The organism is Pirellulaceae bacterium, from assembly GCA_019636385.1.
Lineage (GTDB): Bacteria > Planctomycetota > Planctomycetia > Pirellulales > Pirellulaceae > Aureliella.
Map to the genome: position 1 here is coordinate 1 of JAHBXT010000004.1, position 13,786 is coordinate 13,786.

The following is a 13,786-nucleotide window of genomic DNA, read 5'->3' on the forward strand; positions in this document are numbered from 1 at the left end:
GTTGCGTCAGGTCCGCACAGGTGGAGCCCGGCGTATTGACGCGAATGAACTGGTCACACACCTCACGATAAGCTGCCAGAGGCGCATGAACCCCTTTGGCTACCAGTATTCGATAGTCACCAGGCTGAATGCCACACGAGATCAACTGCTGTAGGCTGAAAGGCACCATCCGTTTTGAAGTCAGTAGCAACGTCAGCGGCTGGTCGACCACTTGAACTACTGCCGACAAACCTTGGTCGTACTGGATGATGCCTCCGTGCCGCGCCTTCGGTTCACAGAATTTGCCATTGTGCAACGAGCGAACTTGAACTCGCACTTGCAGAGGTGGTCCATGGAGCTGATCCGTGTGCCCACCGACCTCCAACGACACGATAGCTCCGACGCCAGCCTGCTGGCATCGAGCAACCGCCGCCAAGTCGTAGATGCACACCAAGGCCGGCCCCAACTGACGCTGCAACAGCGATTGGGCGATGAACGTTCCGTCAGCGGCTGACCCTCCGCCTACGTTGTCACCCATATCTAACAGGCAAACTGGTGTTGGTGAAATATGTGTGACAAGCTGTAGCGCCTCGTGCAGGCTGACCAGTTGACCAATCAACTCGTGGCGGTGTGACCACAGGCTGTCGGCGAGCTGGTCGGCAAATTGATTCGCCAACTTCGGATCGGCATCGGTAATAACGATGGCTGACGCGCCCATTTCGAACACATCAGCGTAGGGAAATCCCAACAGAACACTATTGGACAGGACTCGTGGCTGCAACAGTTGTTGGTCCGCCAAATCGAAGTGTCGTCGAAGATGCGGCTCGGCGGTACACTGCCGTTCGATGTTGATTACCAAGGGAGGAAAGCGAGCTGCCATCACCGGATGCACGCGACCTGTCAGTGTATCGACCATCAATCGAGCCGCCTCAAGTCCGCGCTCCCGCTGATCCAAATGAGGATTGGTTCGATAGGCAATCAAAGCCGTGCATGCTTGGACCATTTGGGCGGATAGATTTGCGTGAGGGTCCAAGGTCGCGATGACTGGTACTTCACCGGGCAATGCCTGGCGAACTTGGCTGAGCCAGTAGCCATCCGCATCCAAGTGAGCCTCAGACACCGCCGCACCATGAGCGGCTACTAGCAAGCCATCTAATGGTTTGTTACGCTCAACCAGCGCTCGTATGTGATCGACCAGGCTGTCCAGCGCTTCGGCAGCGATCGGTCCACTGGGCGTCGCCCGGGCTACCATGAGTGGCACTGGCTGTATAGCTTGATCCTTGGCCAATTGATGTAAACCGCTGATAAATCCACCGATTTCATGATGGCTGCTGCCGAGGCGTGTAACCAGTTCGCTACCCTCAAGGTACAAGTCGTCCTGAAAATGACGCAGGGTCGTCCGCTGTTGGACAAACGTGTTGGACTCGTGCAGTAGACCGAGAATGCCAATGCGCAACATGATTTAAGTAGACGCGAGGATGGGAATCCATGCAGCCGTGCTCTGCGAGTCGGCTGCAGTGAACTATTCTAGCCGTTACGCACAACCGAATTGCCACAACGAGCAGAATTCATTTTTCCACAGGAGATTGGCAACGTGCATGATTATCATCAACTGCGATCCTTGCTGTACAGTGCCGTAGTGTGCGATGCACTGGACAGCTTGGGCTATCACCATCAATCGCCCCGCCCTGCCCTGCACTTGCAGACTCGAATGCCAACTGCGGACAACAGTGTGCTGATTGGTCGTTGCAAGACAACCCTGTGGGCCGACATGTATCACCACGATTCACGACCATACGAACTGGAATTGCGCGCCGTGGATTCCTGCCAGTCAGACGATGTGCTGATTGCGGCAGCCGGAGGTTCAACACGCAGTGGAATTTGGGGCGAGCTGTTAACCACAGCCGCCCTCAAGCATGGATGCGTTGGCGCGATCATCGACGGTGCCGTTCGCGATACAGCAAAAATGACAGCGATTGGCTTCCCCGTATTTGCCAGGGGCACTTGCGTTTACGACAGTCTTCACCGCCAGCGCGTGATTGACATGGATGTTGCCGTGGAAATTGACTCGGTTGTCTTTCGGCCTGGCGAATTGGTCATTGCCGATGCGGATGGAATTGTAGTGATTCCCGAAGATGTGGAACAGGAAGCACTATCTCGGGCGCTGGCCAAAGTAACCGGCGAAGATCGCGTCCGCCAGGCGATTCAATCCGGCCTCAGTGCCAAACAGGCGTTTGACAAGTATGGCATCCTCTAGCAGATAAGGTATAACCAGCCCTACGGATCACAGTGAACAAACGGCTGCGCTCACCAGTAGGTGGATTGCCCTCGCATTCTATTGCACACAGAATTTCGGCATGGCTCAATACCCCAGCTTCGAACTTGTCAACTTACAGAGCCGCAGCCGCCGAGAGTTCTTTGCTGCCACCGTCGGCATGGGTGCAGGCTGGATGGCGCAGCGACAGTTACCTGCCGCGCCGACCGCAAGCAGTAAGAAGAAAGTCGCCGGAGTAGTCACCATCTATCGGCCCAACTCACACGCCGACGTCATCCTGACCAAGATCTTGCAAGGCTGGAAGCACGATGGTGGCCTGGGACCGAATTTGGAACTGGTGTCACTGTACGTCGATCAATTCCCAGCCGATGACATGTCAGTCGGTTTTGCCAGGCAGCACGGCTTTCGGATGTGCCGGTCGATTCGTGAAGCGCTAACCCTAGGTGGTTCAAGACTGGCCGTAGATGGAGTGATCAGTATTGGTGAACATGGCGACTATCCGTACAACGAACTTGGCCAGCACCTCTATCCGCGCAGGAGGTTTTTCCAAGAGATACTAGATACATTCTCAGAATGCGGCAGCGTCGTACCGGTATTCAACGACAAGCATCCTGGACCACAGTGGGACGACGCCCAGTGGATGTATCGGCGGGCACGCGAGTTAAACGTGCCTTGGATGGCAGGCTCTTCCGCTCCGGTCGGCTATCGAACACCGGATGTAACGCTCGCCTGGGGAGCCGAAGTGAAAAGCTGCCTTGCAATTGGCTATTCGGGATTAGACATTTACGGCATCCATACGCTCGAATTCTTGCAGAGCATAGTGGAACGGCGGGCTCGATCAGAGCGGGGCATCCAGTTCGTTCACTGTCGTCCGTTGGCCGATGTGCAGCCATTGATTGCCGAGGGGCTCATCGACGCCCAGTTGCTAAAGGATGCGCTTGAGTGCGCTCAAGCCCCGTCGGTGGCAATTGCCGAGTCTGAACATCAGGACACCGCCTTGTTCGTAGTGGGCTATCGTGATGGATTAGTGGTTCCTGTGTTGATGCTGGCAGGTTCGGCCAAAGCGATTACCGCAGCAGTGAAGACGACCACCGGCGATCAAGTCGTAACCCGTTTTGATGAGCGCACCGAACCTCGCTATCCGCACTTTGCCTGCCTGCTCAAAGGGATTGAGTCGATGATTCATACTGGCCAGCCCGCCTACCCTGTTGAGCGCAACATGTTGACCGCAGGTGCCCTGGACCGACTCATGACGTCGCGACACCAAGGATTTCGGCGGTTAGAAACTCCAGAGTTGGCCATTGCATATCAACCGGTCGATTACGCTTATGGCGATCACCTCAAGCTCTAGGCCGTACCAAAGGATGCCATGAAGCAGTCAAGGAATGTGACGAAGTTGTTGGCCCACGCCTGTGTGTGGTTGGTTGTCGTCTGGGGGGTCGTGCGTTCGGTTCAGAATTCAACCAATCAATTGCAAGCACAACAGGTCGAGTTGGACGAGCGGGCCGACCGGTTGGAGCAGGAGGCAACAGAGCTTGAAGCGTCAGCGGCGGCCGGCACCGAGGCTGAATCAAGCAGCGCCGCCAGCCAACAGGCAACGCTTTTGCGGCATCAGGCGGCGAAAGTCCGCACTGAAGCACGTGATTTTTGGAAGGCCGATTGGCGATATTTGGCGCTGTCCGGGTTGGCCTACGCAGTTGGAATGCTGTTTGCCGCTGGTTACTGGTTGGTATGTCTGGGAGCCCTGGGGCAGCGCGTACCTTGGCGCCAGGCATTGTGGGCTTACTTCTATGGTGGCCTTGGCAAGTATGTTCCCGGCAAAGCCATGGTGATTGTGGTAAGACTGTCAGTGCTGACCGCGCATGGTGTGCGACAGGTGGCTACGATGCTCACCATTTTCATGGAGACGTTAACCATGATGGCCGTGGGTGGCGCGGTCGCGGCTGGTAGTCTTATTCTATTGAACCTTGACTGGCGGTTCTCCCTATTAGCGGCTGGGCTATTGCTGTCGATGTTGCTCCCGACCTCTCCGCCACTGTTGCGTTATTTGTTAAAACGCTTTCAACCTGGAGTAGCCCAAGAGACGCTGGAGCAGTGGTCCAGTCGGCTGAACATTGGACTGATGTTTTACGGTTGGCTGATTCTCGGTTTCGCCTGGTTAGCGTTTGGATTAAGCTTAGGTTGCGTATTGCAAGGTTTGCCGAGTACCCAAGTAGCCGGCGTAGGGCAGGTGCAGTTTTGGTTGAGCGTCTACGGAGCCTGCGCGCTGGCCGTCGTGCTGGGATTTGTGTCGTTGGTACCAGGTGGAGCCGGTGTGCGCGAGGTGATATTGTCGATGGTTTTGGCCCCAGTCGTCGGACCAACTGCCGCCCTGTGCTGTGCGGTTTGGCTACGCGTCGTGTGGTTGATTACCGAACTGGTGATGGTTGGTGTTTGCTATTTTTTACGTCTACCCGCTCAAGTTCAACTTGCTAAGTCGCCATGAGCATATCCATTGTCGTGCCGGTCTATAACGAACAAGATAGCTTGGTCGAACTGCACCGACAAATTGCTGAGACTGCGGACGATGCCAAGCTGGACTTCGAGCTGCTGCTGATCGACGATGGTTCCACCGATCAATCGTGGCATACAATCCACAGCCTAAGCCAACGGCATGCTAATGTGCGCGGTGTTCGCTTGCGGCGAAACTTTGGCAAGGCAGCGGCCCTGGCGGCTGGTTTTGATCGAGCCCGTGGGTCGGTAGTCATTTCGATGGATGCCGACTTGCAGGATGATCCACGTGAGATCCCGCGACTGTTAGTCGAGCTTGATAGGGGGTTTGATGTTGTTTCCGGTTGGAAGGAGATTCGAAATGATCCCTGGCACAAGGTTTGGCCTAGTCGAGTCTTCAACTGGCTAATCAACCGCCTGACAAACGTCTATCTGCACGACCACAATTGTGGATTGAAGGCCTATCGCCGCGAGGTGCTCAGCGAAGTCCACTTGTACGGTGAAATGCATCGCTTCGTTCCGGTATTGGCAGCTGCGCGCGGATTTCGCGTTACGGAGATTTCCGTTCAACATCGACCTCGACAACACGGGCATTCCAAATACGGTTGGGAGCGATTCATCAAAGGTTTTCTAGACCTAATGACGGTTCACTTTCTGACGGGCTACGGCAATCGCCCTCAGCACCTGTTGGGATCGTTTGGCTTGATCAGCTTTGGCCTCGGGAATGTAGGGCTGTTGATCTTGTCGGTATGGTGGGCCGTCAGTCGATTGGCGACAGATGCGACGGTCCTTCACCTGCACCAGCGGGCCAGTTTTTATTTTTGCATCTTAGCAGTACTGCTGGGAATTCAGTTGGTTAGCATGGGATTCCTGGCCGAGTTGATTACCGCTATGCTCCGCCCCGATCGGGCACCCTACAGCGTGGCCAATGATACCGACCAGTCCGATCAGGCTTCGAACGGACGGTTGGTCAAGTCGACCTTGAAACCGAGGGAATAGAATTGAGCAAGGAAGTACCATTCCACGGCAGGCAGGCAATCTTGGCTAGTGATTTGTCTTCAAGGTCCAATCGCCAGGGCTGGATAGGAATTTGCGTCCTATTGATCGCGGCAGCCGTTCAACTGGTGCGCATCGCCACTGTTCAGTCCAGCACCGGCGAAACACCATTCCTCAGCGCCAATGATCGCAGTCGTTGGTGCACGATCCTGTCACTGGTCGTTAATGGCAGCTACGCCATTGATGAAGTCATTGAAATTCGCGATCCGCAAACCAATCGCCGCACTTGGTACACGATTGACCTGGTTCAGCATCGTGGCCGGGATGGTCTTCAGCACTATTACAGCAGCAAACCTCCACTACTGCCAACTGTGTATGCTGGCGTGTACTGGCTGGTGCGTGCTACCACAGGCGCTACGCTGATGGCTCAGCCATTCTTGGTGGCCCGCCTGATGCTTGTGCTGGTCAACTTGTTACCGCTAGTTGGACTGTGGTGGCTGCTGATCAGTTGGGCGCGGCGAGCTCAACTGGACGACTTGCGTTTTGGAGCGTTGGCAGCCTTCGCAACGCTGGGTACATTCCTGTCTACCTTCTCGAACACACTCAACAATCACTTGCCAGCCGCAGTCGCTGCAGGTGTGTCGTTGGCTTGCCTGCTAAGAATCATCCATCACGCAGATCGCCGTCGCCGCTGGTTTGCCTTATGCGGACTATCAACCAGCTTTCTGGCTGCCAATGAAATGCCGGCACTGTCGTGGCTGGTGCTGGTTGGCTTGATATTGTTGGGAGTTGATTGGCGAAAGACGTTGGGGGTCTATGCGCCCTCACTAGTGCCTATCACCCTAGCGTTCTTTGCAACCAACTATTGGGCGCATGGCACATTCCGACCAGCTTATTCGCAGCGGGGCCTGGGAGCATCGATTACAACCTTACCGCTAAGTGAAAGCGAAGATGTCTCGCAATTGGACGTTGCGCAATTGGCCCAAGCGCTGGCACCGCACAACATCCACCTGAGTCCCCAAGCCAAAATCGGTCGCGCCAGACGCAATACACAACTGTGGGAATTGTGGGACGAGTCGTCTCAGTGGCGACTGGCATTGAAAGCCGATCTAGCAAACCAAACTGTGGGTATCTATCACTGGGGAGATTGGTACGATTTCCCGACCAGCTATTGGGTGGATGGCAAGAAACAGGGTGTGGATATCGGTGAACCCAGTCGAGTGCGTTACGCCATGCACTGCCTGGTTGGACACCATGGCATTTTTAGCCTTACTCCATTTTGGATTTTCAGCTTGATCGGCGCGGTTGGAATCGGCTGGCACTGGCTGGCCAATCGGCAGTTCACTCCTGACAGCTTTCTACTAACTGTCGCAATTGCGATGACCAGTATTGTTGTGCTGATTTTCTATTGGATGCGGCCAGTGGACGATCGAAATTATGGAGGCGTATGTAGCGGGTTGCGCTGGGTCTTTTGGTTGTATCCCTTGTGGTTCTGGCTAGCCATTGCGGGCATCAAATCGACTCGCTTCACGGGAGCTTGGACATTAATCGTGACGATGTTGCTAGTCAGCATTTTTTCCGCGACTTATCCGTGGAAGAATCCGTGGTCGCATCCGTGGCTGATGCACTGGATTCCTCTTTCAGTCCAAGATAGTCCATCCACCGCCGCTGCTTATCCCCAAGTGGCGGTTGCGATTGCTGCTGAGCTGCCTGAGAAATCTGCAGCTCCATATCAGCTCGCTCGCGAGCTATCTTCGCACGTTCTAACGATAGATCGATCTCCGCCTGCCGAAGCTTAGCCTCCCACTCCTGCTGGATTTCTTGCAGCTTCTGCCGCTCCTGCAGAATAAGTTCATCGGCATCCAGCAGTCCAGCCAAGCCGACAGCGCCAATAGCAACACCTTCTCGTGAGTCCGATTGAGCAGCCACGATTCTTCGCAAATCTTCGATCTCCTCGTCTCGTCGCGCGATCTCCTCGTCAGTGGCCGCAATCACCCGCTCGATTTCCAATCGTTGGCTGCGCGAACATTCGCCGCTGCTTGAATCTGAGTCAAGTTGCGTAAGCATCCTTTGCTTGCGCTGCTCCCAAGTCAATTGCTCCAAGCCCGATGCTCCAGCCATCGTGCTGCCAGCTATGCCAGTGGCTTGTTGAGCCAATCTGGTCGCGAGATCTTCGTTTTGAGTGCGCAGCATTTCCCGGTCACGTTCGGCCTGAGTTAGCTGGTCTTCCAAATCCCTCATCCCAGCGATGGCGATCTCCAGTCGATCTATTTCTTCAAGGACCACAGACATTTCGCGCTGCCGCAATCCGTTCGTATGACTCGTCGAGTTGCTGGCTGCGAACTTGGCTTGCCAGCGTCGTTCCATATCAAGTTGAATCTCCAGCACATCGCGGCGCATCGCCGCCCTCTGCTCATTCATGGCGTCGGCCAACAGCAACCGAAACTCTGTGCGCCAATTGTGTAGAGTCTGGCCGATGAGTTCACTCATCTGCTGAACGGCCAGTGTGGACGAATCGTTATCAACCACTGCTGTCGGTTGACTGGGGGATGGTGAAGCCGTTGCCGAGTTGTTATTCCAGGAGGATAAATTCTGAGCCGCTGATTGTCCCACTTCGCCCCAGCGCCCAGACTGCCGCACAGGGTCTCCAACAGCAGTTTCGACACCCGTCTCCGGATCGCTGGAAAAGCGCTGTAAGCGCTCTTTCAACGAACTAGCCAGATTGGCCAATTCGCTCGCTTTGATCGGAAAATTCTGGGGCATTTTGTGTCGAGACCGGTTGCGCAATTCCCGCAGATGATTGGGGAATTCTCCAGTTATTCCTACTATCTTTTATGGAGGGACGCATAGCCGATCCGCTCCAGTCGAGCTGGGCATGTGTAGGGCCACTAGGCTAGAATGGGGTCGTAGCGATAATGCTGGTCCTACCAGCTACATTTTGGTACTTTGACCGCCATACCCTATTCGCCATTTGCCTAGTCTGTCGGCCATGTCGAAGCGAAAAAATGACGAGGAGCCGCCACAATTGGAGCCTGCAATGGCCGAATTGGAGCAGATTGTACGCCGCTTAGAACAGGGTGGCGGAACATTGGAAGAGGATCTGACCGGATACAGCCGCGCGATCGGACTTATTCAGCTGTGCCACCAACGATTGGCCAAGGCCGAGCGGACCGTAGAATTGCTATCTGGCGTAGACAGCGAAGGCAACCCAATCGCACAACCTTTCGACCAGACGGCGCAGTCTCTTGATCAGACAGCTAAGTCGCTTGAGCAGAAACGAGCCGATCGCAGCCGTCGTCGAAGCGCAGATAGCATTGACAGCATTGATATCGACGAAACCAGTTTCTAGCGCATCGTTCGTAAAAATCTGAATTGCCCTCCTTCGCCAAATCCATCCATGCAGCAATCTACCGTCAGCCGGCTCGATGAAACCATAGCTCCTCTGATTCCAGCCATCCAGCAGGCGTTGCATCAATGTACGGCCGATCGTGATGGCTGCCCCAGTCGATTGAGCGCTGCGATTCGCTACAGCGTATTAGCTCCCGGCAAGCGTTTGCGCCCGGCACTAGTGCTGCTCGCCTGCGAAGCGGTCTCTGGGCAGTGGACTCGGGCGATACCCGCAGCGGTTGCCGTCGAATTGATGCACGTCTATTCGTTGATCCACGACGATCTGCCTTGCATGGACAACGATTCGTTGCGCCGCGGACTGCCAACTTGCCACATTCAATTTGATGAAGCAACTGCCGTATTGGCTGGCGATAGCCTGCAGATGCTGGCCATCGAAACGCTGTGCAAATTGCTGCCTAGTGAAATGGCCGTCCAGTGCTGTGCGATCTTGGCCGAGGCCGCCGGGCCAAGTAAGTTGGTTGGAGGACAGATGGATGACCTGCTGGCCGAAGGCCGGTTTGGTCAGCTGCCAGACACTGCCGGCCAGACCGCAGAGCTGCTCCAAAGCATCCACCTTCGCAAGACCAGTGCGCTAATAGAAGCCAGCCTCAGGATGGGAGGCGTGATTGGCGGTGCGGCTCCAGAGTTGCTGGGGCGATTGGGGGCCTTTGGCCGATCTTTGGGCTTGGCTTTTCAGATCGTGGATGACTGCTTAGATTTGGAAAGCACCCCGCAGCAGCTTGGTAAGGCCACCGGCAAGGACTCCCGCCACGGCAAATTGACCTATCCCGGGCTGGTCGGCCTGGAACGGTCTCGGCAAACGGCCCAAGAACTGGCCGAACAAGCCTGCGAAATCCTATCGGTACTTGGCGGTCGATCGACTAAACTAAAAGAGTTGGCGCGGTTTGTAATCGAGCGAACGCACTAAGACGAGAATCCATGACACTTTCTATTCTTCCGCGTATTCAGTCAGCTCTCGATCTACATTCGATGAGTCTGCACGAATTGGAGACGGCTGCCGAAGAAATTCGTCACGTGCTGTGTGGCCTGTTGAGCATTCGGACGGCACACTTTGCATCGAACCTGGGAGTCGTTGAGCTGTGCCTCGCGCTGCACAGCGTCTACGACTTTCGCACAGATCGGCTAATCTGGGATACAGGCCATCAGATATACCCGCACAAACTGGTCACAGGCCGTTACGCGCAATTCGCTTCGATTCGCACACGCGACGGCTTGATGGGTTATCCCAATCCAGCAGAAAGTCCCTACGACCTGTTCATGACCGGTCACGCCGGTTGCAGTGTCTCGACCGCTTTGGGACTAAAGAGCGGCGATGATTTGATGAATCAACCCCAGCGACGCAGCGTAGCCGTAATCGGCGACGGTGCGTTTCCGTCAGGTATCGTCTTCGAGGCACTGAACAACGCCGGGGAACTTAAGAGCAAGTTGCTGATTGTGCTTAACGACAATCGAATGAGCATCTGCCCGCGCGTGGGTTCGATGGCCAGCTATCTCGATCGCTTGCGTTCCAATCCGTTTTATACCGGACTCAAGCATGAAGTCGTCAAAATGCTGGGACATGTGCCCGTTCTCGGAGACCCCACTGAGCGACTGCTGGCGCAGATTAAAGAAGCCGTCAAAGCCGGCTTGCATGGCGGAATGTTGTTTGAAGAGCTAGGCATTCGTTACGTCGGTCCAATCGATGGTCACGATATTGGCCTGCTCCGCAAGTATCTGAAGATGCTGGACAAGGAAGAAGGACCGGTCTTGTTGCATGTGGTAACCGAAAAGGGCCACGGTTATCAACCTGCCGCTCAAGACCCGGTACTCTTCCATACGCCACCGGCTTTTGAAGACCAGCAAGGACAAGCCAAGTTTATGAGCAGTGGCGGTTCGCCCGCGTTTACCAATTTTGCGCGCGACGCGATTGCCAGTGCGATGCGCCGCGATCAACATGTAACCGTCATGACTGCCGCCATGTGCCAAGGCAACAAACTGGAACCTGTGCGAGACGAGTTCCCCTCACGATTCTTTGACGTGGGCATTTGCGAATCGCATGCTGTGGCCTTCGCTGCTGGACAAGCCAAAACCGGAGTCAGACCCATCGTTGCCATTTACAGCACCTTCTTGCAACGCAGTTATGACCAAATCTTCCAGGAAGTTTCACTGCAAAGCTTGCCGGTTGTCATGATGATGGATCGCGCGGGGTTAGCCGGTCCCGACGGTCCTACGCACCATGGAGTCTTTGACGTTGGCTATCTGAGGCTGTTTCCCAATATCATCTCGATGGCTCCGGCCGATGGTCCAGAACTGGCAGCCATGCTCGACTTTGCGTTGCAACAAGATGCTCCCACGGCCATTCGCTATCCCAAAGCAACCGCCCGCGACCTTAAGTTATCCAGTCAGCCGATTGAACGTGGTAAGGGTCAAATCGTTCGCTGGGGAACCGAGGGAGCGATCGTCGCGCTTGGACCACTATTGGAAATGGCCATTCAAGCTGCTGACCAGTTGGCTGAACGGGGCGTCCAGATTGCTGTGATCAATCCTCGATTCATCAAGCCACTCGATACCGAACTGCTGGAGCAAGTATTCCGGCAATGCAAGTTTGTTGTGACGCTCGAAGAATCAGCATTGGCGGGCGGTTTTGGCAGCGCCCTGTTAGAAGCCGCCTGTGACCATGGCTGGGAATTGCCGCCCATGCGACGCTTGGGCATCCCCGATCGCTATATCGACCACGGTGAGCGTGAAGATCTGTTGTGCGATTTGGGCATTTCGCCTGACAAGCTGGTTGGATTATGCTTGGAATTAACTGGTAGCCCTGCGCATTGCAGTTAACTAGAAACGGCTGAACATGCAAATCCCGGCTCCCTGGGCATCGGTATCCGGCAAGCCGCGCATCGCCGTGTTAGCATCTGTCAATCGACTGCGCGTGAGCAGCGTCCGTGATCGCGTCTTGCGGATCCTCGAACAATCCGCCGACATTGTCGCTGTGGACGAAACGGAAACGCTGGACCTGCAGTCCTTAGACGTGGACATGGTGGTCGTGCTGGGCGGCGACGGATCGATTCTGTCTGCCGCGCGCCGCATGGGACTCAATCAACTGCCCGTCATCGGAGTCAACCTTGGACGCTTGGGGTTCTTGGCCGCATTGGATGACAACGAACTAGAACAAGTCTGGCCGCATGTATGCGCAGGAGAATACCCTGTCGACAAGCACGTTATGCTCCAGTGTTGCATCCTTCGCGACGGGGCAACCGCCTCCATGCTGGATAACACTCCTGCCAGCGGAGCCAATATGGCTAGCAATACGGCCATCGGCGGTTTGGCTCCGACCGCGCAGTTGGCCTTGAATGAAGCTGCCATCTTAGGCGGTCCCCCCTATTCGATGCTGCACATTGACCTGTACATCGACGGACAGTTTGCCTGTGCCTACAGTTGTGATGGCTTGATCGTCAGCACACCGGTCGGCTCAACTGCTCACAATCTTTCGGCCGGCGGCCCGATTCTGCATCGGCGCCTGGAAGCTGTAGTCATTAGCCCCATCAGCCCACACACGCTGACCATGCGACCGGTGGTCGATCAGGTGGACCGCGTCTTCGACATGATTGTACGCCAGGGCCACAGCTCGGTCTCCGCCGTGTTCGATGGTCGAGTGCTTGGGCCACTGCAAGATGGCGACTGTTACCGCATTCGCCGCGCCCCTATCGCGTTTATGATGGTCAACGTACCCAGCAAGAACGAATACCGCACGCTACGTCATAAGCTCGGCTGGGGCGGCAATCCCCGACAACATCCAAGATAGCGCCGTTGGCTGGGGCCGATAGACGGCCCCAATCACCCAGGGCGAACTACACAATGCACATTTCGCATCGCCCCGCCCAAAGACCTACCCACCAGGAAGCTCCATGAAAATCCTACTACCCATTGGCGACGCGACAGAAGCCCTAGATACCTTCTACGCCTACTATCGCTTGCCGGAGGACGGCTATGAAGTCGTAGTAGCGGGCCCCGAAGCTCGGCTCTATCACACTGTCCTTCATGAAGTGCCACCCAATCCGGATGTCCCCTGGGATATTACCCAGGAACGTCCTGGTTACCACTTGCAGGCCTCGGTTGCTTTTCGCGACTTGAAGCCCGACGAATTTGTCGGTGCCTTCATCACCGGTGGGCGAGCCCCTGAATACTTGCGCTACGACCAACATCTATTGGCGGCTATTCGCGACATTGCCCAGGCCGGTAAGCCCATCGCCTGCCTGTGTCACGGTATTGAGCTGCTGACTGCTGCTGACTGCATTCGCGGCAAGCGAGTCACAACCGTACCCAAGTGTGCCATGGACGCGCATCAAGGTGGTGCCATTTACACTGGCGAGCGGTGTGTCGTCGACGGGTTACTCGTGACCGGCCAAGGCTATCAAGACAACACCGCCGTCCTCCGTGAGTTTGTTCGTATGTTACGTCAGTCGAAAAGTTCAGCGCGAGAAGCTTGAAACGCACACTCCGACAATCGAATCATGCCTGATGCAATATACTTGATACGTGGAGGCCACTGATCATCGCAGAGCCAATTCACCAATCCTGCAGACTCGCTCCTGATTCGTTGGGCTTCCGTCTGCATCCCCGGAGACAAATACTGCAGCTAGAATACACTCAGGTACGCCG

11 protein-coding genes are annotated in these 13,786 nt (G+C 55.5%); 10 read left to right on the plus strand and 1 reads right to left on the minus strand.

All coding sequences use genetic code 11. The features are described from left to right. Positions 1-1,435: M81 family metallopeptidase (locus tag KF752_14640; protein MBX3422788.1), on the minus strand; the 1,435-nt coding region annotated here is incomplete at its 3' end. A 138-nt stretch (positions 1,436-1,573) separates the two neighbouring features. Here KF752_14640 and KF752_14645 point away from each other — a divergent pair. The 10 genes from KF752_14645 (at position 1,574) to KF752_14690 (ending at position 13,614) form a co-directional block, all read left to right on the plus strand. Beyond that, on the plus strand, positions 1,574-2,236 hold the full coding sequence (locus KF752_14645; GenBank protein ID MBX3422789.1) for a hypothetical protein: 663 nt from the start codon (positions 1,574-1,576) through the stop codon (positions 2,234-2,236). Positions 2,237-2,336: 100 nt separating this feature from the next. After that, positions 2,337-3,605: a hypothetical protein gene (locus tag KF752_14650; GenBank protein MBX3422790.1), complete on the plus strand. Its 1,269-nt coding sequence runs from the start codon at positions 2,337-2,339 to the stop codon at positions 3,603-3,605. An 18-nt stretch (positions 3,606-3,623) separates the two neighbouring features. Beyond that, a complete protein-coding gene (locus tag KF752_14655; GenBank protein MBX3422791.1) occupies positions 3,624-4,739 on the plus strand; it encodes a flippase-like domain-containing protein in 1,116 nt (371 codons plus the stop codon). Further along, the gene (locus tag KF752_14660) at positions 4,736-5,743 is read left to right on the plus strand and encodes a glycosyltransferase family 2 protein (protein ID MBX3422792.1); all 1,008 of its coding nucleotides are present in this window, start codon (positions 4,736-4,738) and stop codon (positions 5,741-5,743) included. Before KF752_14655 ends, KF752_14660 begins: the two co-directional genes overlap by 4 nt. 2 nt (positions 5,744-5,745) lie before the next feature. Next, positions 5,746-7,539 (plus strand): hypothetical protein, encoded by a 1,794-nt coding sequence (locus KF752_14665; GenBank protein ID MBX3422793.1) that lies wholly within the window; start codon positions 5,746-5,748, stop codon positions 7,537-7,539. A gap of 1,190 nt (positions 7,540-8,729) precedes the next feature. Continuing rightward, a complete protein-coding gene (xseB, locus tag KF752_14670) occupies positions 8,730-9,089 on the plus strand; it encodes an exodeoxyribonuclease VII small subunit (GenBank protein MBX3422794.1) in 360 nt (119 codons plus the stop codon). 48 nt (positions 9,090-9,137) lie between these two features. Next, positions 9,138-10,055, plus strand: a complete 918-nt coding sequence (locus tag KF752_14675; GenBank protein ID MBX3422795.1) for a polyprenyl synthetase family protein — start codon at positions 9,138-9,140, stop codon at positions 10,053-10,055. Positions 10,056-10,066: 11 nt separating this feature from the next. Beyond that, positions 10,067-11,962, plus strand: coding sequence for a 1-deoxy-D-xylulose-5-phosphate synthase (gene dxs / locus KF752_14680; GenBank protein ID MBX3422796.1), 1,896 nt, complete (start codon positions 10,067-10,069; stop codon positions 11,960-11,962). 16 nt (positions 11,963-11,978) lie between these two features. Then, positions 11,979-12,929, plus strand: a complete 951-nt coding sequence (locus KF752_14685; protein MBX3422797.1) for an NAD(+)/NADH kinase — start codon at positions 11,979-11,981, stop codon at positions 12,927-12,929. A 103-nt stretch (positions 12,930-13,032) separates the two neighbouring features. Continuing rightward, positions 13,033-13,614 (plus strand): DJ-1/PfpI family protein, encoded by a 582-nt coding sequence (locus KF752_14690; protein ID MBX3422798.1) that lies wholly within the window; start codon positions 13,033-13,035, stop codon positions 13,612-13,614. Positions 13,615-13,786: the final 172 nt, after the last annotated feature.